The organism is Priestia sp. AB, assembly GCF_028369225.1.
GTDB classification, from domain to species: Bacteria; Bacillota; Bacilli; order Bacillales; family Bacillaceae_H; genus Priestia; species Priestia megaterium.
This window is the reverse complement of the sequence record NZ_JAQMYN010000003.1, coordinates 1-22,727: the sequence shown is the minus strand read 5'-3', so window position 1 is coordinate 22,727 and position 22,727 is coordinate 1. Positions and strand designations below refer to the sequence as shown.

The 22,727-nt window shown below is 35.9% G+C and carries 25 protein-coding genes; 17 read left to right on the top strand and 8 right to left on the bottom strand.

Features of this window, described 5'->3' with window-relative positions:
* Positions 1-146: 146 nt before the first annotated feature.
* Positions 147-2,081, top strand: a complete 1,935-nt coding sequence (locus tag POF52_RS09765; protein ID WP_271992247.1) for an alkyl/aryl-sulfatase — start codon at positions 147-149, stop codon at positions 2,079-2,081.
* Positions 2,082-2,090: 9 nt separating this feature from the next.
* Here the strand turns inward: POF52_RS09765 and POF52_RS09760 are convergent, their stop codons facing one another.
* The gene (locus POF52_RS09760) at positions 2,091-2,246 is read right to left on the bottom strand and encodes a hypothetical protein (RefSeq protein ID WP_013083248.1); all 156 of its coding nucleotides are present in this window, start codon (positions 2,244-2,246) and stop codon (positions 2,091-2,093) included.
* A gap of 198 nt (positions 2,247-2,444) precedes the next feature.
* Between POF52_RS09760 and POF52_RS09755 the strand changes: the two genes are divergently transcribed.
* The gene (locus POF52_RS09755; RefSeq protein ID WP_013083249.1) at positions 2,445-3,737 is read left to right on the top strand and encodes a Glu/Leu/Phe/Val family dehydrogenase; all 1,293 of its coding nucleotides are present in this window, start codon (positions 2,445-2,447) and stop codon (positions 3,735-3,737) included.
* Between the two features lie 236 nt (positions 3,738-3,973).
* Positions 3,974-4,534: a nitroreductase family protein gene (locus POF52_RS09750; protein WP_047932451.1), complete on the top strand. Its 561-nt coding sequence runs from the start codon at positions 3,974-3,976 to the stop codon at positions 4,532-4,534.
* Between the two features lie 284 nt (positions 4,535-4,818).
* Here POF52_RS09750 and POF52_RS09745 read toward each other — a convergent pair whose 3' ends face one another.
* Positions 4,819-5,283, bottom strand: a complete 465-nt coding sequence (locus POF52_RS09745; protein WP_271992243.1) for a hypothetical protein — start codon at positions 5,281-5,283, stop codon at positions 4,819-4,821.
* Between the two features lie 47 nt (positions 5,284-5,330).
* Positions 5,331-5,762 carry a hypothetical protein gene (locus POF52_RS09740; RefSeq protein WP_271992241.1) on the bottom strand — a complete coding sequence of 144 codons (432 nt, stop codon included), beginning with the start codon at positions 5,760-5,762 and terminating at the stop codon, positions 5,331-5,333.
* Positions 5,763-5,965: 203 nt separating this feature from the next.
* Between POF52_RS09740 and POF52_RS09735 the strand changes: the two genes are divergently transcribed.
* Positions 5,966-6,472 carry a hypothetical protein gene (locus POF52_RS09735; protein WP_271992239.1) on the top strand — a complete coding sequence of 169 codons (507 nt, stop codon included), beginning with the start codon at positions 5,966-5,968 and terminating at the stop codon, positions 6,470-6,472.
* A 162-nt stretch (positions 6,473-6,634) separates the two neighbouring features.
* Here POF52_RS09735 and POF52_RS09730 read toward each other — a convergent pair whose 3' ends face one another.
* Positions 6,635-7,294: a hypothetical protein gene (locus tag POF52_RS09730; protein ID WP_271992238.1), complete on the bottom strand. Its 660-nt coding sequence runs from the start codon at positions 7,292-7,294 to the stop codon at positions 6,635-6,637.
* A gap of 416 nt (positions 7,295-7,710) precedes the next feature.
* Here POF52_RS09730 and POF52_RS09725 point away from each other — a divergent pair, with 416 nt between their 5' ends.
* The 11 genes from POF52_RS09725 to POF52_RS09675 all read left to right on the top strand — a co-directional run bounded on the left by POF52_RS09725 (position 7,711) and on the right by POF52_RS09675 (position 14,793).
* Positions 7,711-8,124, top strand: a complete 414-nt coding sequence (locus POF52_RS09725; RefSeq protein ID WP_271992237.1) for a GRAM domain-containing protein — start codon at positions 7,711-7,713, stop codon at positions 8,122-8,124.
* 964 nt (positions 8,125-9,088) lie between these two features.
* Positions 9,089-9,418, top strand: a complete 330-nt coding sequence (locus tag POF52_RS09720) for a hypothetical protein (protein WP_271992236.1) — start codon at positions 9,089-9,091, stop codon at positions 9,416-9,418.
* Positions 9,419-9,547: 129 nt separating this feature from the next.
* On the top strand, positions 9,548-10,363 hold the full coding sequence (locus POF52_RS09715) for a protein-glutamine gamma-glutamyltransferase (RefSeq protein ID WP_013083260.1): 816 nt from the start codon (positions 9,548-9,550) through the stop codon (positions 10,361-10,363).
* Between the two features lie 432 nt (positions 10,364-10,795).
* Positions 10,796-11,269, top strand: a complete 474-nt coding sequence (locus POF52_RS09710) for a DinB family protein (protein ID WP_271992233.1) — start codon at positions 10,796-10,798, stop codon at positions 11,267-11,269.
* Between the two features lie 133 nt (positions 11,270-11,402).
* Entirely contained in the window at positions 11,403-11,618 is a 216-nt protein-coding gene (locus tag POF52_RS09705) for a DUF378 domain-containing protein (RefSeq protein ID WP_013057146.1), read from the top strand.
* A 133-nt stretch (positions 11,619-11,751) separates the two neighbouring features.
* Positions 11,752-11,937, top strand: a complete 186-nt coding sequence (locus tag POF52_RS09700; protein ID WP_013083262.1) for a hypothetical protein — start codon at positions 11,752-11,754, stop codon at positions 11,935-11,937.
* 15 nt (positions 11,938-11,952) lie between these two features.
* Entirely contained in the window at positions 11,953-12,231 is a 279-nt protein-coding gene (locus tag POF52_RS09695; protein WP_013083263.1) for a hypothetical protein, read from the top strand.
* Between the two features lie 100 nt (positions 12,232-12,331).
* Entirely contained in the window at positions 12,332-13,138 is an 807-nt protein-coding gene (locus POF52_RS09690; RefSeq protein WP_176584550.1) for a cobalamin-binding protein, read from the top strand.
* A gap of 18 nt (positions 13,139-13,156) precedes the next feature.
* Entirely contained in the window at positions 13,157-13,582 is a 426-nt protein-coding gene (gene fabZ, locus POF52_RS09685) for a 3-hydroxyacyl-ACP dehydratase FabZ (RefSeq protein ID WP_034651912.1), read from the top strand.
* 138 nt (positions 13,583-13,720) lie between these two features.
* On the top strand, positions 13,721-13,996 hold the full coding sequence (locus POF52_RS09680) for a hypothetical protein (RefSeq protein ID WP_016764214.1): 276 nt from the start codon (positions 13,721-13,723) through the stop codon (positions 13,994-13,996).
* Positions 13,997-14,172: 176 nt separating this feature from the next.
* A complete protein-coding gene (locus POF52_RS09675) occupies positions 14,173-14,793 on the top strand; it encodes an NUDIX hydrolase (protein WP_271992223.1) in 621 nt (206 codons plus the stop codon).
* 34 nt (positions 14,794-14,827) lie between these two features.
* Here the strand turns inward: POF52_RS09675 and POF52_RS09670 are convergent, their stop codons facing one another.
* Positions 14,828-15,472: an SDR family oxidoreductase gene (locus tag POF52_RS09670; RefSeq protein ID WP_013083268.1), complete on the bottom strand. Its 645-nt coding sequence runs from the start codon at positions 15,470-15,472 to the stop codon at positions 14,828-14,830.
* A 411-nt stretch (positions 15,473-15,883) separates the two neighbouring features.
* Here POF52_RS09670 and POF52_RS09665 point away from each other — a divergent pair, with 411 nt between their 5' ends.
* Positions 15,884-17,395, top strand: a complete 1,512-nt coding sequence (locus POF52_RS09665) for a class I adenylate-forming enzyme family protein (protein WP_271992221.1) — start codon at positions 15,884-15,886, stop codon at positions 17,393-17,395.
* 35 nt (positions 17,396-17,430) lie between these two features.
* Here POF52_RS09665 and POF52_RS09660 read toward each other — a convergent pair whose 3' ends face one another.
* Positions 17,431-17,889 (bottom strand): MarR family winged helix-turn-helix transcriptional regulator, encoded by a 459-nt coding sequence (locus POF52_RS09660; RefSeq protein ID WP_013057155.1) that lies wholly within the window; start codon positions 17,887-17,889, stop codon positions 17,431-17,433.
* 400 nt (positions 17,890-18,289) lie between these two features.
* Here POF52_RS09660 and POF52_RS09655 point away from each other — a divergent pair, with 400 nt between their 5' ends.
* A complete protein-coding gene (locus POF52_RS09655) occupies positions 18,290-19,252 on the top strand; it encodes a VanW family protein (RefSeq protein ID WP_271992202.1) in 963 nt (320 codons plus the stop codon).
* 44 nt (positions 19,253-19,296) lie between these two features.
* Here the strand turns inward: POF52_RS09655 and mbcS are convergent, their stop codons facing one another.
* Together mbcS and POF52_RS09645 are read right to left on the bottom strand one after the other, a co-directional pair.
* The gene (gene mbcS, locus POF52_RS09650) at positions 19,297-20,877 is read right to left on the bottom strand and encodes an acyl-CoA synthetase MbcS (protein ID WP_271992201.1); all 1,581 of its coding nucleotides are present in this window, start codon (positions 20,875-20,877) and stop codon (positions 19,297-19,299) included.
* 155 nt (positions 20,878-21,032) lie between these two features.
* Entirely contained in the window at positions 21,033-21,731 is a 699-nt protein-coding gene (locus POF52_RS09645; protein ID WP_013083272.1) for a hypothetical protein, read from the bottom strand.
* Between the last annotated feature and the right edge of the window lie 996 nt (positions 21,732-22,727).

The window sequence follows — 22,727 nt, the reverse complement described above, 5'->3', positions numbered from 1 at the left end:
CAGAATACTCCACTATTCAAACATAAAATTAAGTATAAAAAAGAAGATGCGTTCTAAGCGCATCTTCTTTTTTGTTAACTCTATTTTCCCTCCCTTTTTGTACTTTGTCTTATTTTTCCGCATAAAGTAATAAAAAGGAGGGGGTTATGCTGTTTGATTATGAACAGGAGTTAACGATTCACCGAAAAGATGCTACTCAAAAGACGGCAGCCACTAATGCTGATACTTATAAAAACATAGACTGGGAACAAGTGAAATTAGAACAAAATCTTGCGGATTACCAAGCTCTTGTACGCGTACCTTTTCCTCTGATTTTCAAAAAAAATCAGCTGTATCCTGTATGGAATTTAAGAAAGTACGCTTTTTTATTTGAACAATCTACACCTGCTACTGTCCACCCTAAACTGTGGGAACAAGGAAAATTAAATGTACAAGCCGGCTTATATCAAGTAACTGAAAATATCTTTCAAGTAAGAGGCTTTGATATGGCTAATATTACATTTGTTAAAGGGAAAACGGGATGGATTGTTATTGATTGCTTGACGTCAAGAGAAACAGCAGAAGAAGCACTTAAGCTAGTAAACCAGCACTGCGGGAAGCGTCCTGTTAGAGCCGTTATCTTCTCACATTCACATATAGACCATTACGGTGGAGTTTTAGGAGTATTACCTGACTCAACACAAAATAAAACTAGTAAAGTTTATGCTCCTGCTGGGTTCATGGATGCGGTTATCGATGAAAACGTCACGGCGGCAACAGCAATGACACGAAGAAGTCAATATATGTACGGTATTCAACTGCGACGCGATGAAAAAGGCTTAATTGACAACGGTATCGGAAAAGAAATTTCATTTGGAACAATCACGCTTATTAAAGGAATAGAAGAAATTCGTCCTTCCGAACATCATTCTTATGTAAGTAAGAAAATTGACGGCGTCTCATTTCAGTTTCAGCTTACGCCAGGAACGGAAGCGCCTGCTGAAATGAACATCTATATTCCTAGTGAAAAGTCTCTGTGTATTGCAGAAAACTGTACGGCCACTCAGCACAACCTCTATACGCTCAGAGGAGCAAAAGTAAGAGACGCAGCGGCATGGGCAAGATACCTGCAGCAAGCAATCGATTTATTTGGCCAAGAACTAACAACTGTATTTGGGGTACATAATTGGCCAAGGTTCGGAAACGAGTCGTCTATCACATATATCGAAAATCAACGAGATGTTTATCAATATATTCATGATCAAACATTAAGGCTCATGAATCAAGGATATACCATTGATCACGTCGGCCGAATGATGAAGCTCCCAGAAATCCTATCTTACGAGTGGTATACCAACGGTTTTTATGGAACGGTTAACCACAACGCAAAAGCGGTTTATCAGCGCTATATGGGATGGTATAACAGCAATCCTGTCGATTTAAATAAACTGTTTCCTGAAGAGTCAGCTAAGAAGTATGTAGAGTATATGGGGGGAGCGGACAACATTGTCAAAAAAGCGCAGCGTTGTTTTCAACAAGGCGACTATCAATGGGTAGCTGAAGTGACCAAACAAGTTATTTACGCTGATCCTCACCATGTAAAGGCAAAACTTTTATGTGCAGACGCGCTTGAACAATTAGGGTATATAGCGGAATCTGGCCCTTGGCGAAATGAATATTTAACAGGAGCCAAAGAACTTCGTTTAGGTAATATACCGCTGCCTGCCAACATTATCACAAAAGAAGTATGGGATACACTTCCTTTAAAAAATATCTTAGAACTATTTAGCATTCGCGTAGATGGATTAAAGGCAGGTGCATGTAACTATGGTCTATTGTTTGTCATACCAGATCGTAATGAAGTAGCTCTCACAGAACTTAAGCATGGAATCTTTAGGTATCTCGGAGATACGCGAAAGAAAGCTGAGGTGACGGTAACGATGTGGCAAGATACCTTATATCGACTCACAACTACAAATGATCACTCTTATAGCTCGGTCATATTTGTTCAAGGGGATAAATCAAAATGGGATTTCTTTTTGTCTTGTCAGGATTCTATCGATCCAAACTTTAATATTGTGACACCTGTTTCTAAAAACTAGAGCATATGATTACAGCTCAGAAAGCACATCGTTGACTTTTTGTTCAAAGCAGCTGTCGCATGTGAATATTTCTTTTTCTTGAAAAGATGTTAGCCTTTCTCCGCAGATGGAACAGCATTCTATACAGTGATTGTTTCGCTCTTGTTCTTTTCTTTCATGTAACATAGCACTTTCCTCCTTTGCAGTATAAATAGTTTGTCTTATTTCTTTAAGTATATACTAATATCAGCCTATGCAGGGAATATAAGGCTTGCTAATGCGGATTATTTATAATATAAGAGTGTTGTTAAGCAACAGAAATTGGCACAGGAATTGCATGTTAAATCGTTGAGAAAATTCAATGATTAATATGGGGTGAACAGAATGTCCATTACAAAAACAGCTAGTGAATTAAAAAAAGAACAGCAGCAAGAACAGGAATCACTTAATTTATTTTTATCTACTCAAACAGTTATTCAAGAAGCGCTTCAAAAGCTAGGCTATGGTGAAGAGGTATACCATTTATTGAAAGAACCGCTGCGCATGATGACGGTTCGCATTCCGGTTAAAATGGATAACGGATCGGTAAAAGTATTCACCGGCTACCGCTCTCAACATAATGATGCTGTCGGGCCTACTAAAGGAGGAGTACGTTTTCATCCTGAAGTAAATGAAGAGGAAGTGAAGGCATTATCCATTTGGATGAGCTTAAAATGCGGAATTGTCGACCTGCCGTACGGCGGCGGTAAAGGCGGAATTGTATGTGACCCAAGAAACATGTCTTTTGGTGAACTAGAACGACTCAGCCGCGGCTATGTAAGAGCCATCAGTCAAATAGTTGGGCCTACTAAAGATATTCCTGCACCGGATGTCTATACAAACTCTCAAATTATGGCGTGGATGATGGATGAATATAGCCGACTGCGTGAGTTCGATTCTCCTGGTTTTATTACCGGAAAACCTATCGTACTCGGAGGATCTCAAGGACGAGAAACTGCAACGGCTAAAGGAGTAACCATTTGTATAGAAGAAGCTGTTAAGAAGAAAAACCTTAACTTGCAAGAAGCTCGAATTATTATTCAAGGATTCGGAAATGCCGGCAGTTTTCTCGCTAAGTTCATGCATGATGCAGGAGCAAAAGTAATTGGCATTTCAGATGCATACGGAGCTCTTTATGATCCGCTTGGTCTTGATATTGATTACCTGCTTGATCGACGCGACAGTTTTGGTACCGTAACGAATTTATTTACCAATGTGATGACAAACGAAGAACTATTAGAAAAAGAATGTGATATTTTAGTGCCCGCAGCCATTTCGAATCAAATTACGGTTCGCAACGCTCATCGCATTAAAGCTTCTATTGTAGTAGAAGCAGCGAACGGACCGACTACGCTTGAAGCTACGCGCATTTTAGATGAAAAAGGCGTGCTTTTAGTGCCAGATATTTTAGCGAGTGCTGGAGGCGTAACGGTTTCATACTTCGAATGGGTGCAAAATAATCAAGGCTACTACTGGTCTGAAGAGGAAGTAGCTTACAAATTACGCAAAGTAATGGTGGATTCATTTGAAACGGTCTATCAAATCTCTCAAGAAAATGACGTAGATATGAGACTTGCTGCTTACATGGCAGGAATCAAAAAATCAGCTGAAGCTTCTCGTTTCCGCGGCTGGGTATAAGATGAAAAAACGATTTGGACTCTATGTTCCAAATCGTTTTTTATTTACCGAAACTGCCAAATAATTAAAAGAAAAACTGCTAAAAAAACAAGCACGCTTAAAAAATTGGCATATTTATTTATCGTTACCTAAGTAATAATCAAAACATTTGACAGTGAGAACGATTTTCAATTATTCTATATTCAAGACAAATACATACTTATAATAAATTGAATGTAGAAAAGGAGACAGAAAGCATGAGCGTATTAGATATTATTAAAGCCAGAAGAACGATTGGGGCCATGCAAGACAAAGACGTATCAGAAGATGCTATTAACCTTATGTTAGAAGCCGGCACTTGGGCTCCTAACCATAAAAAGACAGAGCCTTGGAAGTTCCGCGTGTTTACAGGGGATTCACGCATTCGTTTAGGAGACGAAATGGAACGTATTATGAAGCAAAAAATTGCTCACCTAAGTGAAGAAGAAGCGTTGAAAAAAACAACAAAAGCAAAAAAAGGACCGCTTCGCGCTCCTGTCATTATTGCTGTAGCAGTAAGTCCTTCTGGTAAAGTGCCTGAAATTGAAGAAATCTCTGCCGTAGCGGCAAGTATACAAAATATGCTATTAGTAGCGGAAGAACAAGGTTTGGCTACAATTTGGAGAACCGGTGAAATTGTCTATCAGTCAGAACTGAATGACTTTTTATCTCTAGAAGACGGAGATAAGCTCTTAGGCTTAATTTACGTCGGTCATCCTAACAAAGAAGCTTCATCAAAACGTATTCCGTATCAAGATAAAACGATTTGGTATCGTTAAAAGGTTTTTCCTGTGTTTCTATAAATAAAAGGCAGTAGCTCAACTTATGAGCTGCTGCCTTTTATTTATTGTTTTTGAAAAGTGGCAAAAGGAAACTTAAATCAATGCTTGTAGTTAGCACTTTTTTATTCTCATACGTAAGTCGAAAAATATCTGGACAAGATCTTTCTATAGAGCTTACTAATGATAATAAGTGACTTCTCATGTAGATGTAGTAGAATACTATAATCTTAATAAACCCCAATCTCTTTGTAGAGGTTGGGGTTTATTAATTTCTATGTTATTTATTTAACAACAACGTTCCCTACATATTGGGCATAGCCTCTATCAGTTTGAAGTTCTAGCACATAAACATAATTCCCTTTTTTCCTTGGGAACTTAAAAGTTCTATCTTGTTCGTTTATTCTAATATCTTGCTTCGCATTACTAGAGCTTATTATATAAGAACTAATGTCATTAACAAGAAAATCTTCGCTATCAAACCTTAAATTCCCTTGTGTTTCAGGGGCTACAGCTAGCTGTTGCTGCTTTTTAGCTCCATTTATACCATTCCTTGTATTTGTTTCCTTTCTGTACTGTTTTCCTTCTTCTCCGCGCCAATCTACATTAGTTTCTTTCAGTTCAACATCCACAACATCACTGGCCGATAATGTAATCGTAGGGGGAGAGAAGTCATATTCCTCGCCTATACACCCTGATAACCCAACGATAATAAACGTAAACAGAGATAATTTTATAAACACTTTCATATATAATGTCCCCCTTAGTTGCGACTAGTAAAAAAAAAAATTGCTGCTTAATTTCTTGGGACAGGGGAGAGGTAGTAATAAATATCATATTCTTTATCAATATGAGGGACTACTTCAGTATCGGTACGGGTTTCAATTGTCATATTTGATTTTGTTGGGGTACCGGCATAAAAATCGTACTTTACACCTTTTGGAGTCGTTATTTCACTAGTGATATCTGTATTTCCCTTTGATTGTTTGATAATAGCTGGATTGCCATTAAAATACCAACGAATTTTTTGATCCTTTTGAGTTAATGTAGCTGTTCCTACACCTACATGTGATTTTTCTTTAATTGTATAGATAACAATCTTTTCGTTATTTACATATTTGCTTTCACCGATAATATCTTGTATTCCTGTAGACTCTTTTTTTGCATTTTCAAAAGCTTCATCTTCACTCGAATAAAATTCTCCGTCTTTTTTACCGTTTACGTTCATTTCTGAACAACCTATTAGTATACTTGCCGACAGTAGAGGCGCGAGTAATGCAGAATATAACTTTTTCATATAAACCCCCATTTTATTAACTTCTTTAATTTTAATCTTAATATAAATAGTTAAAATAATCCATTTGTGTGATATAGTTGTTCAATAGTTGTTCAATATGTAAAAGTTAAACAACAAAGAAATGGAGTTTCACTATGAAGAATGTAAGGAAGATAGCAGCAGCTGTTCTAACTGTTGCTTTTAGTCTAATGGGATGTACCTCAAAAGAATCAATTAGCAAAAGTACAAAACAAGAAGAAGCCCAAAAAGAAATAAAAATAGAGTTAACATTTCTCCAAAATGAATGTGATCGTCTTATTAATAAAGATGAGGACATAGAAAAAACGTTTCAAAGTTACAAAAATAATTTTAATTTGTTATCTGCGTCCGTTAACAGTACTGCAAAGGTTAATAGAATGAATAATGACGAGTTAGAAATAAGTATCAATAACCTTGAAAAAGATGTAGACAAACTAAATGGAGAAGAGGCTTTAAAAGCTTATACGAAATACACTTCTTCTAACACAATATATAAAGTGACAATGATGGAAAATATGCATTCGGTTATAGAGGCCACTAGAGGTTGGGAGGACGGCAAGGATCTAGGTATATCATTTTTCTACGACCATCTCCATTCTTCTTACAGGTGTTTTCACGGATAATGAATAAGCATAGCAAAAACAATAGAATCGAAGTTTGATATGTTGAGCAAATAAATTAATGTTTTTTAAGTCTTTCGATGTTGTAATTGAGCCTATTCAAGAAATAAAAAAGCTGAGGCCTAGTGTAAATAGGAGCTCAGCTTTTTTAGTATAAACTAATATTTATATCTTCTTTCGTCTGACCAAAATGAAATGTCCTGCAACCGCTAAAGCAAGAGCTAATGCAATATTCTTTACAGCTAACAGGATAATCCTTGGATACAACTGCATATCTATAGAGAATGACATTACGTTATATATCGGAATGTCCCTAGTCGTCCAATACTTGACCGCTATATATGTTAATAAAATAAATAGCGGAATAGCAATGTTTCGTGACAATACCATAAGGAAAAATCCTAAGTAACAGTACAACACAGTTTGAGGAGCATAAATAATAGTTAAATTAAATAAAGATATGTAAGGATAAGGATACCTTAATGTAATAGAAATTAGTAATACAAAAAATGCCGCTAGAAAAATAAGAAAGAAAGATGTCACTCTAATAAGACCGTAAGACAAAATAGATGGCGAGGAGTTAGGTGTTAACTCAGCTGTTTTATCTTTATCAACAGAGTGATTTAAAAATAAGTATACGGACCACCAAGCGGCTATGGGACATACAACAAATTCTATTATTCTTGATATATATTGAAGACTTTCTAGATCAGGGGAAAAGCACGTATAAAGTATTGCAATTAAAATAATTAAAAAAGGTACATAGAAGTCTATACCCATTGATTTAGCTTCGGACGAGATGTTTATTTTTTTAGCGAAGGCCATTAGTATTTTCCTTTCTCTTAATTATAAGGGCGTAGTTACAGAAATAACCAAGTTTAACTGGTAGAGTTCTTACGCATCAAATTAAGATGTTACTAGTGTATAATTAAAACATATTTAGAAAAACAAGTAAAATAAAAATGTGATAATTTGTTAATATAAAAATCGAAGAAGATTACGCGTTTAGTAAACCTCCCGTAGCTCTAAAAACGTATCCTTCCTATAAAGTTTTTGGAGTTTTTGGGGGGATTAATAAAAAGTGCTTGTGTATTTAAATATCCAAGCACTTTTTTTATAAATTATTTTAACTAGAAAGATTAATCAGGTGGCAGATACCTAAAATTTACAAAAAAGTGTAATTATTATAAAATTTAGTTAGGTGTAATTTAAAAAGAAGTGAGTTCTATAGAGGGGATAGTATGAGTTTAAAAGAAAGAGCAACTAAAGAATTTAAAGAAAAAATAGATAGCGACGAAGAAATTAGAGAATCTATTTTAACTTACTATGAATGTGAAAGTGGATTTTCAGGACTTGTAGGTGTACCAAATGGAAATTCTGTACCTATTCGAGGTGTTTTAGCTTATACAGGAAAAAGCCTACTTTTTTACGGAGAAGTTTTCTCTAAGCTGCCTATTGTATTACATATCCCATTCAATAAAATCAGAGAAATAAAAACAGGAAAGCAAGTCCTTACAATTTTCAAATCAACTCTTACGATGGTTGTTGTTCATAATGATCAAGAAATTTTCTCTACACGGGGAAACAAGGAGGACTTTTCTAGGTTGAAGTCGTTTTTGGAAAATGTGAATGAAGAAGTAATTCTTGCTAAATAATAACGTGCTTTTTAAGAAAGGATTTGGTTGTGTATATAGAAAGTACGTTAGACGTATAGAAAGTACGTTAGACGTATAGAAAGTACGTTAGACGTATAGAAAGTACGTTAGACGTTAGGATGCTATTTCAGTTCAGAGAGAGGTGGTAATTATGCGTAAAAGAGATAAAGGGTTTTGGATAGTTTACCTTGTGTTTGCAATTATTATGCTATTAATCTACAAATATATACCGGCTGAAAACGGATTTCTCGTTATTGTTTTGTTTCCTCTAATTTATTGGTTCATCTACGAATTTATATTAAGGCCTAAGAAAAGAAGAAGCAATGGTTAAGGAGGGGCGATTTGCTTGTTTTGGAATTATCTTAACATGTCAACAGGACTTATAATAGCTTTAGCAAACATTTTTAATTCTGCATTCCAAGGAAGTATGCGTTGGATTATGGTTGGGTGTGGTTTGTTGATTTTTATATACAATTTAATAGTAACTTTTGATCAAAAAAAATGAAGCGATTAATCAAAATAAAGAACAGAGCTAACTAAAAGTCTCGTGGAGAACAAGTTCATTTTAAGCAAAATTTAATGAAGAGGGACATTTCGAAAAGAAGTATAAACATTTACCTAGTAGATTGCCAAGAAATTTTAGCTTCTAGATTCTATATAAGTAAAAGGGTTATCGAGATTGAAAGGAAGAGATTGAAATAAAAATTAAAAAAACAAAGTTATTAAACATATTAGGACTTTTATTAATAATGAGCGCTACGCTTTATCCAGCTGGCTACATAAAATCACTTTATACTTTCATAGCGCTATATGGTGTAGGTATGACTTTAATTTTAACTGTAGGAATTGTATCTAGAAAAAGGCGTTAATTGTTTTAGGGAGTTTAAAGTACTTAAATTTACTTTTTTTATAGGTGAGGTAACGAAGATTCTGGAGTGAAAATTTTATAGGAAAGAGGGAAGAAATGGACGTTCAAAAGGTAGCAAACTTATTTTTGATTTTTGTCTTAATTGCAGCAGGCATTTCCTTGGTAATTGGCTTTGTTGTTGCTGTGAGAAGTACAAACTATAAGAAGGGATACATAAGTACTTTTATATCCAGTGTTTTCTTTTTAATACTTATTGTGAGCTGGTATGATAAAGCATCTTCAAACGTTTTTATGGGGACAATACCTTGGATTTTAAATGTTATTGCCGTCGTTATTGTGTTACCACTGTACGTGTTAGTTGCTCGCTTTATATTTAAAAAGGTTACAAAAGGACAAAAAGGAACAAAAGAAAAGATTATTGGTTAAATTACTTTCTTTCATCGTTTTTTCTAATCTTCACGATTTTAAATAAATGAAGATACACAAAATCTTTTTTTATCAATATCCTGTTAGAGAAAGTGATTGATATCATTTTCTGTAAAGGAGAGAACGTCTATGATTAAAGTTAACCAACAAATTGTAAAAATAAGTGATCTAAATAATAGTTCGTTAACGAAAGAAAAAGCAGACATTTTAAAACAGATGGATGCCTATAGGGAAGTGTATGAGTATGCTACATTTGACCAGCTTGATTTTGATGTATCTGTTAAATTACAAATTATTGAATCGTCTGTGTTGCTGCGCAAAAGCGGCGCCAAGTTTGCTACATTTGCACGTTCTAGGTGTAACGAAAAGTATTGGAAAAGAACCGATAACGGAGGATTTCAGCTACTGCCTACCGTTTCTCCTCATCAGGCCATCGATGATATTTTTTACAACGGACACGAATATGCGTTTGAGTGCGCGACGGCTGTTATCATCATCTTTTACAAAGCTGTATTAAATAATATTGGAAAAGCAAACTTTAACAGGCTTTTTGCTGATCTTTACTTACACGATTGGCAATATGATGAAGATCTTGAGCTTCATGGTTATAAAGGATCTGACTACTTGCCCGGAGACTGTGCGTATTTTAAAAATCCTGATTATAATCCTGATACTCCCCAGTGGAAAGGTGAAAACACAATTGTATTAGATGAAACTCTATATTTTGGTCATGGAATTGGAATTACGACGCGGGAAAGGATTATTGAAGTGTTAAATTTAAAGAGAAAAGATGATGCAAAGCAATCAGCTTACCTGTCAGATGAAATTGTCAGGCTTCACACCGCTCACCTCAGTTATTTTGCAGTTAGATACGAACCCGTTGTTTGGTACGACAGAAACAGCGCTATTATTTCCACTATTGGGTCGATTACGTATGTAGCTTGATTGATCAAAGTTTTGATACTTTGGTCTTTTTTTGTAAAAAGGAAAGAATTACATGAAAGTAAATTTGAGAATTCAAAAGGATTTTATGTATAAAAGAAGAATCCATTTAATACACAGGTCTTAAAACTAAAAGGAAAGGAGGAGATTCCCATTAAAAATCGTGATAAAAGACGCAAGAGAAAACGCGGCGCATTAAAAGATTATCTGAAAAATAAGCTTGGTCAGCTAAAACCGAAGCCAAACAAAGGACCTGTCTCAAATTTGAAGTCTTCTGCTTAAAACATCCCCCTAGTTTTTATATAGGGGGATGTTTCTTTTGAATTTTCTTTTATTTTAAGGTTTAAATGTTATGAGTGGCATTTAAGGGTTAATTTGTGCACAATAGACATTGAATAGTTTATCTAATACGACAACGTAAGGAGAGATTAGACGATGGAAAACATGATTTTAAAACATATGGACGTTGTAAGAGGAATTACGATTAGTACCCTCGAAAAAACAACAGAAGAGGCAGCGAACATCACACCAAAAGGATTCAATAACAATATCCGCTGGAATCTTGGACACATTGCCTTTATTCAAGAAAAACTTGTGTTTGGCTTAGCTGGTGAACCGATGCAAACGCCAGAGAGTTATGAAAGCTTTTTCGGCGCAGGAACAAAACCTGCCGATTGGACAGAGGCTGCTCCTTCTCTTGAAGAAATTGCGAAGGTGTTGAAAGATCAAGCACATCGTATTAAAGAGTTCATGCCCCAGCAGTTTGATAAACAGTTAATCACACCTTTTACAAACAAAGCCGGCATCAACTTTACAACAGTTGGCGAAACGTTTTTATTCAGCTTCTATCACGAAGCGATGCATGTAGAAACGATTAAGCAAATTGGGAAAGCTGCAGCTGCACAATAAGAAAATAAAAAAGAATAAATCACATATTCTTTATAACTATTTTACATAGTGCCTATGCATATACTGATCTATACAGCGCATAAGATGTAACATGAGCTGCTTTTCCTAATGCAGTTCGCAAGGAGGTGACAACGTGAAATTTCTTTCAGGTTTAACGACTCTTCTTGTGATTTTAGGCGGTTTAAATTGGTTGGCTGTAGCATTAGGCGTGAATGTAGTAGAAGAGCTATTTGGCTCTTGGGATTGGTTAGTAACAACGATTTATTGGTTAGTTGGCCTGTCTGCTCTTTATCAAATTTTTGATAAGTTCTTCGGAACGGGAGCGAGTGTCAAAAGCAAAGCGCTATAATAAATATTATTTTTTATTATCTCTTTAGGGAGTTTGAATGTATATTCAAACTCCCTTTTTCATGGATAAAAGACGTGACAACTTTACAAAATACGGTAAAATAAGGTAATAACCAAAAAATAGGAGGGATGAGATGGAGCTTTGGGGTGTAGTACCTATCTTAGTGTTTGGAGTTCTTTATATAGGAATCATTGCTGGTATTATAGCTGTTATCGTTATAGTGTTAAAGCGAATGAAAGAGAGAAATCAATATTTACGTGAAATACGGGATGAACTGAGAAATCAAAACAGAGCAACTATAGCAGAAAATAAAGAATAAAAGAGGGTTTAATAGATGAAGAAAAGTGTACTTCCTATATTTTTTATCGTAAATCTTTTTTTTATTTACTGTTTATTATTTAATCAAGGATACATCTTTCAGCTAAAGAATCTACCTTACATATGGGCTATTTATTTACTTCTTGGCACCTGTTTAGCTTTTTATTATATGCTGCGATACAAACAAAAAAAAGACGGACAGGTGTTGCTTTCAATCGGCATTTTAACTACAAGCATTAGTTCACTTGGCTGTTTAGGTTTCTTTTACTTCTTTTATCACGCAATGGGCGGATAAGAGAGAGCACCACAAGCAGGGACTTCAGTGAAAGTCTCTGCTTTTTATATTTGGATCTATTGTATAATAGAAAAAAAGAAATGAATGCAGGAGGGGAACTATGCGAATTGTTTCGCTTTGTCCAAGCAATACAGAACTAATAGCGTATTTAAAATGTGAGCATTTGCTTGTAGCAATTGATGATTATTCCGATTGGCCGCAGTCTATTCAAGGTCTGCCGCGTTTAGGTCCCGATTTATCTATTAATATGGATGCGGTGGAAGAAGCTAAACCCGATTTAGTCCTAGCATCACTAAGCGTTCCTGGAATGGAGCGAAATATTGAAGAACTAAAAAAACGAAAGCTTCCTTATATCGTATATAATCCTAATTCGCTAAAAGATATCCGTCAAAATCTACAGGATTTAGGTCAGCGATTAAACATTGAAACAAAAGCAGCTGAACTGTTAAAGCGTTATGATCAGTTTCTTTCTACATATAAAGGGATTGCAAATCAAATTGACGAAAAAGCCACTGTATACTGGGAATGGTGGCCAAAACCTGTCTTTACTCCTGGCAAAGCAAACTGGCTGACTGAAATTAGTGAGTTAGCGGGAGGAGAAAATATATTTGCTGATCATAAAGAAGCAAATGTACAGAGTGATTGGGAAGAAGTGCTTAAACGAAATCCACTTCATGTGTGTTTGGCTTGGGTGGGCGTACAGACAAACAAAGTGAATCCAAAGATTTTACACAAGAGACCGAACTGGTCTGACATGTCTGCCATAAAAGAACATCGCGTATACGTACTAGAAGAATGGCTGTATTGTCGTCCTTCACCTAGGTTGCTGTTAGGGTTAAAAAAACTCGCGCCGCTCCTTCATCCAGATACGTTTCCTGTATTTGACGGCAAGGATCCCTTACTATAAGAAAAAGGAGCGATACATATGAAAGATATAAAACAAATAAAACATACCATTCAACACCGCTATCCTTTTTTACTTGTTGACCGCATCTTAGAGCAAGAAGAAGGAAAGCTTGCGATAGGGATTAAACAAGTAACAGCAAATGAACCTTTTTTCAAAGGCCACTTTCCCGACTATATGGTAATGCCAGGGGTACTTATTGTCGAAGCTCTTGCTCAGCTCGGTGGATTTGCCATGGCTGCGGATGACCAACAAAAAGGAAGACTTGCTTTTTTAGCAGGGATAGACGAATGTCGTTTTAAGCGTCAAGTAAGGCCTGGAGATACACTGCGTTTAGAATTTGAGGTTCTGAAGCAGCGTGGAAAGATTGTAAGAGGAAAAGGAAAAGCATTTGTAGATAGCGAGTTAGCTTGTGAAGCGGTCATTACTTTTGCCCTTGATATATAATACAAACCAGGATAAAGCGTATTGAAGGAAACCGCCTTATGGCATAAGGACGTTTTTTTTGTAAATACCTTAGTCAAACTTCCTTTTGATGAAAGAAGAAACGGGGTATAGAAGAAAAAAGGGAGAGGGGAGAATGCGGTGAGAACATTAACGGAAGTTGTTGTACTACTCACACTATTGGGTACCTATATAGGCATCTCACTACTTGTCTACAAACGGAAAAGAACGAACCCGTTTTTCTACAGCATTTACTTTTATTTAGCTACCAGCGTCATTTTGATTTGCTTGGTTATCTTTTGGCTTCAGCTTCGTTTTGGACTCACTGATAAGCAAGTAGGAGGATTGCTTATCAGTGTGGTTGCATTCTTTTTACTTATTTATGGGTTGTTAAAAACAAAACAGAAAGACAGGTAGCCGATGCTATCTGTTTTTATTTATATTCATGTTATATATTTTTATCAATTGTAGTGTCAATTGAATGGATCTCTTCATATACTAAAGATAACAGCTTTCTTTTGCAGGTTAGTTGACATCGTAGCTTATAACTCGCTATTCTTTTGATAATTCATTTTGTGAAAGGAAGTGGACCTATGGATGCATCCCGTATTATAGCTAAGTTAGAAAATAGGATACCAACAATTCTTGGGATGGAGCAGTTTTCTCGCTTCGGTATTCTTGTTCCGCTTATTGAAAAACAAGGGGAACTGCATGTTTTATTTGAGGTAAGAGCGCTCGATTTACGAAGACAGCCCGGAGAAATTTGTTTTCCAGGAGGGCGTGTCGAGAAGACAGATGCAGACGAAAAAGAAACGGCTATCCGTGAAACATCCGAGGAGTTAGGGATTACGCCTGAATCTATTCAGCAAGTACAAGCTTTAGATTATATTGTTTCTCAATTCGGAACAATCATTTATCCTTATGTAGGTTTTATTGATGAGTTGCTTGAACTTCGACCGAATCCTTCGGAAGTAGCAGAAGTATTTACCGTGCCTCTTTCTTTTTTTCAGCGTACCGAACCTGATATACACAATATCCATTTCAGAGTAGAACCCGAACATAATTTTCCTTATGACGCGATTATTGGTGGTGAAAATTATAATTGGCAAACAAGAGAGATGGAAGAACATTTTTATTACTATGAAGATCGAGTCATATGGGGACTGACAGCAAAAGTGATTTATCATTTAATACATGTACTAAATGATAAATAAAAAGCAGCGAATACGGATTCGCTGCTTTTTTATATTAAATAGATTGAATAGCCTCTGCGATAGGCGTATCGCCTGAAACTAAGTCAAAAGAACGTCCGAATGTATGATCTTCACTTAGCGTTTCCACTACCACACGCGCTACATCTTCGCGAGGAATGGATCCGCGCTCTTTGTTCTCTCCAGCATCTACACGTCCTGTTCCTGGTTCGTTTAACAATCCGCCTGGTCGAACAATTGTATATGTTAATCCGCTTGCTTCTAAGATTTTATCTGCATAATGTTTGGCTACATAGTAAGGAATTAGTGAAGTATTCCAGTTTTCACGGTGATGTGCTTGAAGTGCGCTTACCATGACAAATCGTTTAATACCTAAATCTTCTGCAGCTTCCATCGCTTTTACCGCACCGTCTAAATCAATTAAAAGTGTCTTATCATGGCCTGTATTTCCGCCTGATCCTGCGCTAAAGATAACGGCGTCACAGCCTTTCATCACTTCCTTAATTTCATGTACAGTGCCTTCTAAGCTTGCAAAAGCCGTTTCGATACCTCTTGCCTCAAGTTCTTTTGCTTGTTCTTCTTTACGAACCATCGCACGTACAGTGTGCACATCACTTTCATTCAAAATGTTTATAATATGTTTGCCTACTTGACCATTCGCACCAATTACAAGAACTTTCATGTCTAAATTTGCTCCTTTCAAATCCAAATGCTTATATATAATTGTTTCATATTCATTCTTTTCATTCAATAAATGAGCTCAAAATCCGGTGAATAAGGGGAAAGTAAGAAAATATATTAAAAAAACGAAAAACAAGAAATAAAAACTAATTTACAAACAAAAAAAGGAAAAAAATAGTTCGTTAAACCCAGTGTCTGAACTATTTAAATTTTGTAAAATTTTCTCAAACCCTTGGTAATACAACACTTCTTAAAAACAGTATCTCTTTTAACATTTCCCGATACAACCTATATAAACACATTTTGATAATTTTAAACTTTTACTTCGGAAAAATTTTTTGTTATTATGTTTTAGTCATTAAAATATTCATAAACGAAATATTTAGTCCGAGCGGACAAAGGAGAGGATAAAATGAACACATTACAATACTTAGTCGCAGAACGTGCAGAGATTTCTCCTCAACATGAAGCACTAGTTGAACATAATGAACGTTATACATTTAATGAATTTCATGAAAAAGTAAATCAATTGTCTCATTACTTCTTAGAGAAAGGAATTCAAAAAGGAGATCGTATTGGTGTTTTAGCTCATACAAGCATTGCCTACCCAGTCGTTACAATGGGGATTTTACAAGTGGGAGCAGTCGTTGTTCCATTAAGTAAGAGCATGACGCCTTATGAGCTTGATAGCATTATTACGAGCGGACAGTTAAAAGCGATTATCCACCACAATGAATTTACGTCTGTATTAGAAAAAGCGGAACAAACGGATGGGCTTAGTTTTATGTTAAAAATTGAGGATGCAAAAGAATTTACAACTCAATTCTCAGCGTATAACACAAACACACCAGAAGCACTTCCTGAAGTACTTCCTGAAGATCTAGCATTGATGATGTTCACATCAGGTACAACAGGTAAGTCAAAAGGATGTATGATTGCACACGGATCGGTAAGTGCCTTTTTAAATTCTGGCGGACAGGAAAAACGTGCAAATATTGATAAAAACATGCGCTATTTGTTTGTTCATCCATTCTTCCACATGAGTTCGATGAGCATTTTATTTATGTGCATTAACACAGGAAACACAATGGTATGTTCTGAAGAAACAGATCCAGCTAAAGTAATTGAGGTAATTGAAAAAGAAAACATTAAAATGCTGTTTGCACTACCACCTGCATTAAAATACATTGTAGAAGAGCTTGAAAAAGGAGATCACTATGATTTCCCTCTAAAACTTGCTGTGTCAGGCGGAACAAAAGTATCAGAGTCTTTAATTGAACAATATGATCGTAACGGAATGATTTTAGCTCAAGGGTACGGAAGCACAGAAGCTTGGATTATCAGTTCATGGCATCCTCAAATGGGATGGAAGAAAGTAAGCTCTGCTGGAAAACCTGCTCCACATGTGGAAGTTAAAATTGTAGATCCGGATACACGTCAAGAAGTACCAACTGGAGAAAAAGGTGAAGTACTCGTACGAAGCCCTTATCTTTTCAAAGGCTACTGGCAAAACGAAGAAGCAACAAACGCTGTCTTACAAGATGGCTGGTTAGCGATGGGCGATGCAGGTCGATTAGATGAGGACGGATTTCTTTACATTGAAGGACGCTATAAAGATGTAATTGTATATGGAGGAGACAACATCTACCCAGATCAAGTAGAAGAAGTTGTCCTAGCAGCAGATGGGGTGTTAGAAGCGACAGTTGTCGGCATGCCTGATGATGTGTACGGCGAAGTTCCATATGCATTTGTTGTTAAACAAGAAACATCTGCTTTAACTGAAGAAGATGTAGTGAACTTCTGTAAAGAACGATTAGCACTATATAAAGTGCCAACTATTGTATTTGTTTCATCACTTCCTAAAAACAGCGTAGGGAAAGTGTTGAAAAACGAAGTAAAAAAACAAGCCTTAGCACATGCATAATAAAAAAGCGGCCTTTATAGCCGCTTTTTTTATATTTATTGCTGTAATTTTTGAGATATTTTTTTCATAATGTGAAAGTATTGATCTCTTTCTTCTTCTGATAAGTGTGAAAGTAAATCTGACCAAAAATCGACACGAGTAGCTTGCAATATTTCGACAACTTTTTCGCCTTTTTCCGTCAACTCCACCCACACGCTTCGGCGGTTTTGCTTTTTATAAATACGATTCACAAGCTCATCATCTTCTAATTGATTTAATACAATGGTGATAGCCCCAGGTGAGAGTCCAAGTACTTTTGTGATATCGCTAACAATACAGCTTTTTTTATCGTGAATGGTCTTTAAGATTGCCTCTTTTGTTGAAGTTAAATGGTAGGGAAGCAAATCATATTTCTCACCGATTACGGTGTTTTTATATTTTAAAAGAGCTTCTTTTACATGATCTATACTTTCTAGCTGATGACTAATCTCTTCTTTGCTATAACGTTCAGTCAAGCGTAAATCCTCCTCATAAAACAAATTCCATTTTTACCATTATACCATGTATAATGCCCATAGAAAAATGAACAACATCGCGGAAATTGTCAGAAAAATTTTAAAATAATTACCATAATTCGTTAAAAAATCCTTGTTTTCGTGCTATTATATATAAGAATAGTAATAACAGGAAACGCATACAACATTTGTTTTCTATTGAGTTCATAAGAAAAAATGGGGTCTATGAACATCATTCCGCTTTACCTCATGTGTTGAACAAAGAAAAAAATATAAAAAATGGTGATTATTCACTTTGGCAGATCGTCTTTTATAAGATGTTTGTATAAAATGAATGTATACATATTTTTATAGAAAAAACATATTGAGGTAAAGCCGAGATATGGGGGGATTCAATTACATGAAGAAAGTCTTAGGGGCGCTTTTGCTTGGCGCGACAATTGTTAGTGCGTTTATTGCGTACAGCATGTATACCAATCATTCTGCAAAGCAAACAGCCGCGATAGAACAAAAACAAGCAGCGAAAAAAGCAGAAAAAAAGACTGAGAAAAAGAAAAAACCAGTCCTTAAAGTCGAAGACCTGACGTATCAGTTGAAAGATTCCCGTACAGCACAAGTAATGAAAGAATTCAAGCCGGTTCATTACAAGGATAAAGACATATACGACCAAGAAATTAAGCAATTATCGTCTGAACTGGCAAAAGGGATCGACACGCCTATGCAAAACATAAAAATGGATGCAAATGGATCGTTAACCGGCGGGTCCAAACAAATCATTTTAAAAGAAGCAGAGCTTGTTAAAAATCTGCAGAACTTAAATACGAAACAATTGGATGTGAAGGTTCCGATTTACGAAACCGCTCCAAATGTAACGGCAGCATCTGCTCAAGGGATCGCTGATGTATCGTTAGCTTCGTATTCTACACGTTTTCGTCCAAGTGATATAAGTCGAAACAGAAATGTTCAGCTATCCGCAGAAGCGATTAACAACGTTGTATTAGGTCCTGGAGATTCATTTTCTTATAATCAAACAGTTGGGGAGCGCACAGCAGAAAGAGGCTATCAGCCTGCTCCTGAAATCATCAACAAACAGCTGGTGATGGGAATTGGCGGAGGGATCTGCCAAACATCTTCTACGCTATTTAATGCTATTGACGGCGCTGGTCTTCAAGTGACAGCTAGGTCTCACCATTCAAAACATGTAGGTTATGTACCGGCAGGAAGAGATGCAACCGTATCGTGGGGAGGACCTGATTTTAAGTTTACAAACAACAAAGATTACCCTGTCATCATTAAAGCGTACGCAAACGTAAATACCGGTGTTTTAACGGTGGATGTTCGTACTTCACAGCATGCTATCTAATAAAAAAAGACGTATCCTAACAGATACGTCTTTTTTTTTATTTATTATGCTTTTTGTTGCTCGCGTTCACGAAGTTCCACACGTCGAATTTTACCTGAATTAGTTTTTGGCAATTCATCAATAAATTCAATTACGCGAGGATACTTGTAAGGTGCAGTTAGAGCCTTTACGTGATTTTGCAGCTCTTTAATAAAACCTGGATCTGTTGTTTTTACATGATCGACAAGAACAACATACGCTTTTACAACATGGCCGCGATCAGCATCTGGGCTAGCTATAACGGCACATTCTTTCACCGCTGGATGCTTAATTAATGCATCTTCAACTTCAAATGGCCCAATTGTATAGCCGGAACTGATAATGATATCATCTCCGCGTCCTTGGAACCAGTAATAGTTCTCTTCATCTTTAGAAGCGCGGTCACCTGTTAAATAGTAGTTTCCTTTATACGTTTTCTCAGTGCGCTCCATGTCTTTATAGTAGTGCTTGAAAAGAGAAGGAAGGTCTCTACGAACGGCAATATCTCCAACTTCTCCAGGCTCACAAGGTTCGCCGTCTTCATTAATGATTTCTACAAATCCTTCAAGCATCGGTTTACCCATTGAACCAATCTTTGTTTTTACACCTTTTAATGTACCGATTAAAAGAGTATTCTCTGTTTGACCGTATCCATCACGTACTTGAATATTAAAATATTTTTTAAACACATTAATCACTTCTTCGTTTAGCGGTTCTCCGGCAGATACAGCGCTATGAAGGTGAGACAGGTCAAAACGTTCAAGCTCATCAATTTTAGCCATAAAGCGGTACTCTGTTGGCGTGCAGCACAGTACGTTTACTTTTTCATCCTGTAAAATTTCTAAAAACTTTTTAGGTTCAAAACGTCCGTTATAGATAATGCCTGTTGCACCTTGTCCAAGTACAGATAAAAACGGGGTCCAAATCCATTTTTGCCAACCAGGACCTGCTGTTGCCCAGACCGTATCGCCTTTTTTAATATTTAACCATTCAGCAGCTGCGATACGAAGGTGAGCATAAGCCCATCCATGAGTATGAACAACGCCTTTTGGCTGTCCTGTTGTACCAGATGTATAAGGAAGGAATGCCGTATCATCCTTAGTTGTTTTAGCTGCTTGGAACTGTTCTGATGCATCAACCGCAAGTGACTCTAAGCGCGTCCATGACGTAACATCAGCACCAAACGTAATTTTATGTTGTAGAGAAGTAGGGAAGTTTTCAATCTTATCGATCTCATTGCAGAAAGGATGGTAAGAAATAATCGCTTTTGCTTCAGCGTGATGTAAACGATATTGGATATCTTTTGCGCGTAATAGTTCTGAAGAAGGAATTACAATAATACCTGCTTTTAAGCATGCTAAGTAAATAGCGTACGATTCAATAAGGCGAGGTGCAATAACCAAGACATGATCGCCTTTTGTTAAACCTAGCTCTGTTAACCCGTTTGCCACTCTATTGGCTTTTGCTAACAGCTGGTTATATGTAATTTCCTCACGTGCACCGTCAGCGTCCTGCCACTTTAACGCAAGCTGATCGGATGCATGTTTTTCAATTTCCTCTGTTAAGTTGTAATGTTCACTTGGAACTAAATCTTTTAGTTGAATCATAAAAACGACTCCTTATATTATAGATATCAATGATTTTTTATCATTACTATTATTATATTACTAACTATTAGTACTTGCTACTAATTTGTTTTGGGTTTTAGTAAAAAGCAAAAAAAGACCCGCTTATCTTATTAAGACAGCGGGTATAACGTATGTTATTTAAATAAGCTCCATTTTGTATGAATAGGTACTAGCTCTTCTTCAGACTCGTCCTCTTCGTATAAACCACGTTCTTTTAAATACTCCACAAAATATAAGTCTGCTTCCTTACGTTCATCATAAGGCTTGATCGATAAAACAAACCCTACTTTATGCTGATCTTCATTTTCAACGCCTGAGAGATACGCTTTTACATTATGCTGCAAGAAAAGCTCTTTAGCAGGAATAATTAAGTCTTTAACGAACTTCGACAGCAATTCCAGCTCAAACTCGAAGGTGAACTTAGCAATTTTTTCTAGATCTGCAAATACCACGCCGATAAAGCTCGTATTATGTATTTCGTAGTCTTTCGTTTTTTCATCCCACTCAATATGTCCGATTTCCTTTAAGTAATTAATAAAATACCCAATGCCTTCATTGCGGCCAAAAGGCTGTTTAGAAAGGACTAAACCAATCTTCTTGTACTTAGGAAGATACACGCATGAGATAGCGGCTTCAACTTTATGCTGTTGAAATAAGTGCGTTGCCCCTTGAAGCAATGCATCTAAGACATGATGGGTAATTTTCATTTGCTTACGAGGAAAGTGATATTCATTGCGTGCTAATTCATCTGTATCAGCAAACGTTGCTCCAATAAAGCCTGTATTGGATAGGGTAGGAGGGAGCTTCTTTCTTTTTCTTTTTCGTACCGTCATTCAAAAACACTCCTTGTGATCATCAATACGATAAAAATAAAACGAACATACGTTCTTATTTAATGATACAAAAAATGTGTCGAAAAGTAAAGAGAAGTTAACGGAGAATTTTAAATTTTATAATAAAAGTAACTAAGGTTTGTAAAACGTAGCGGTTAGTAGAAGTTAAAGAGGAGAGGGGGAGCAAAAAATAAAAGGCTGCAGATGAAAAGCATCCACAGCCTTTTATATATTCATTAACGAGCTTCTGTTAAAGCTACCATATCTTCATCATCTAAATCGATATCTACGTGACAATCCATTGTATGAATTGTTTTATCTTCATGATTTCCATAATAAATTGTAATGTTCATGAGTATCGCTCCTTTAAAACTGGATAATAACATCCAATTTATACCGTCATCTATTTGTTTAATATTATACCCGATGAAAAAGGAAACTACAACTAAAATCACTAAAAAGCTGATAAGAAAGGGGTTTTCAGTGATTTTAACAAGAAACCAGATAGAATAAAAATACTAATTGATGTATTTTATTACAGAAAATACGAGGTTTTCACTTTTGTGAATGAATAAAAATCCATTTAATGCAAACATATGTACTAAATGAAAAATATACGTTCTGTAGCAAATAAATCCTTAAAAGATTAAACGTAAACAGATTTTATCAATTTGCAAAGAGTTCATTGAGAATAAGATGAGAAAAAATAAATGAGTGTAAAATCTAAATTCTACAAATAAACTCATCATTTTTCAGAATCTATAAAATCTAAGTCGAACTGATCAAACCGAGAAACAATCTGGTGAAATCAATATGCATTCTATAAAATCATATCCGCATTTGTTCTAATTGAACAAATCTTGCTGGTAACTAGTTTAGTGAGTTAAATCAAATAAACACAAACCCTATCTCATTTTTAAATTCCGTCTCACTATCATAAGTATACTTTTAAAATGAGACATAATTTTCGTTTTATCTATTGGTTCCTAGAATATA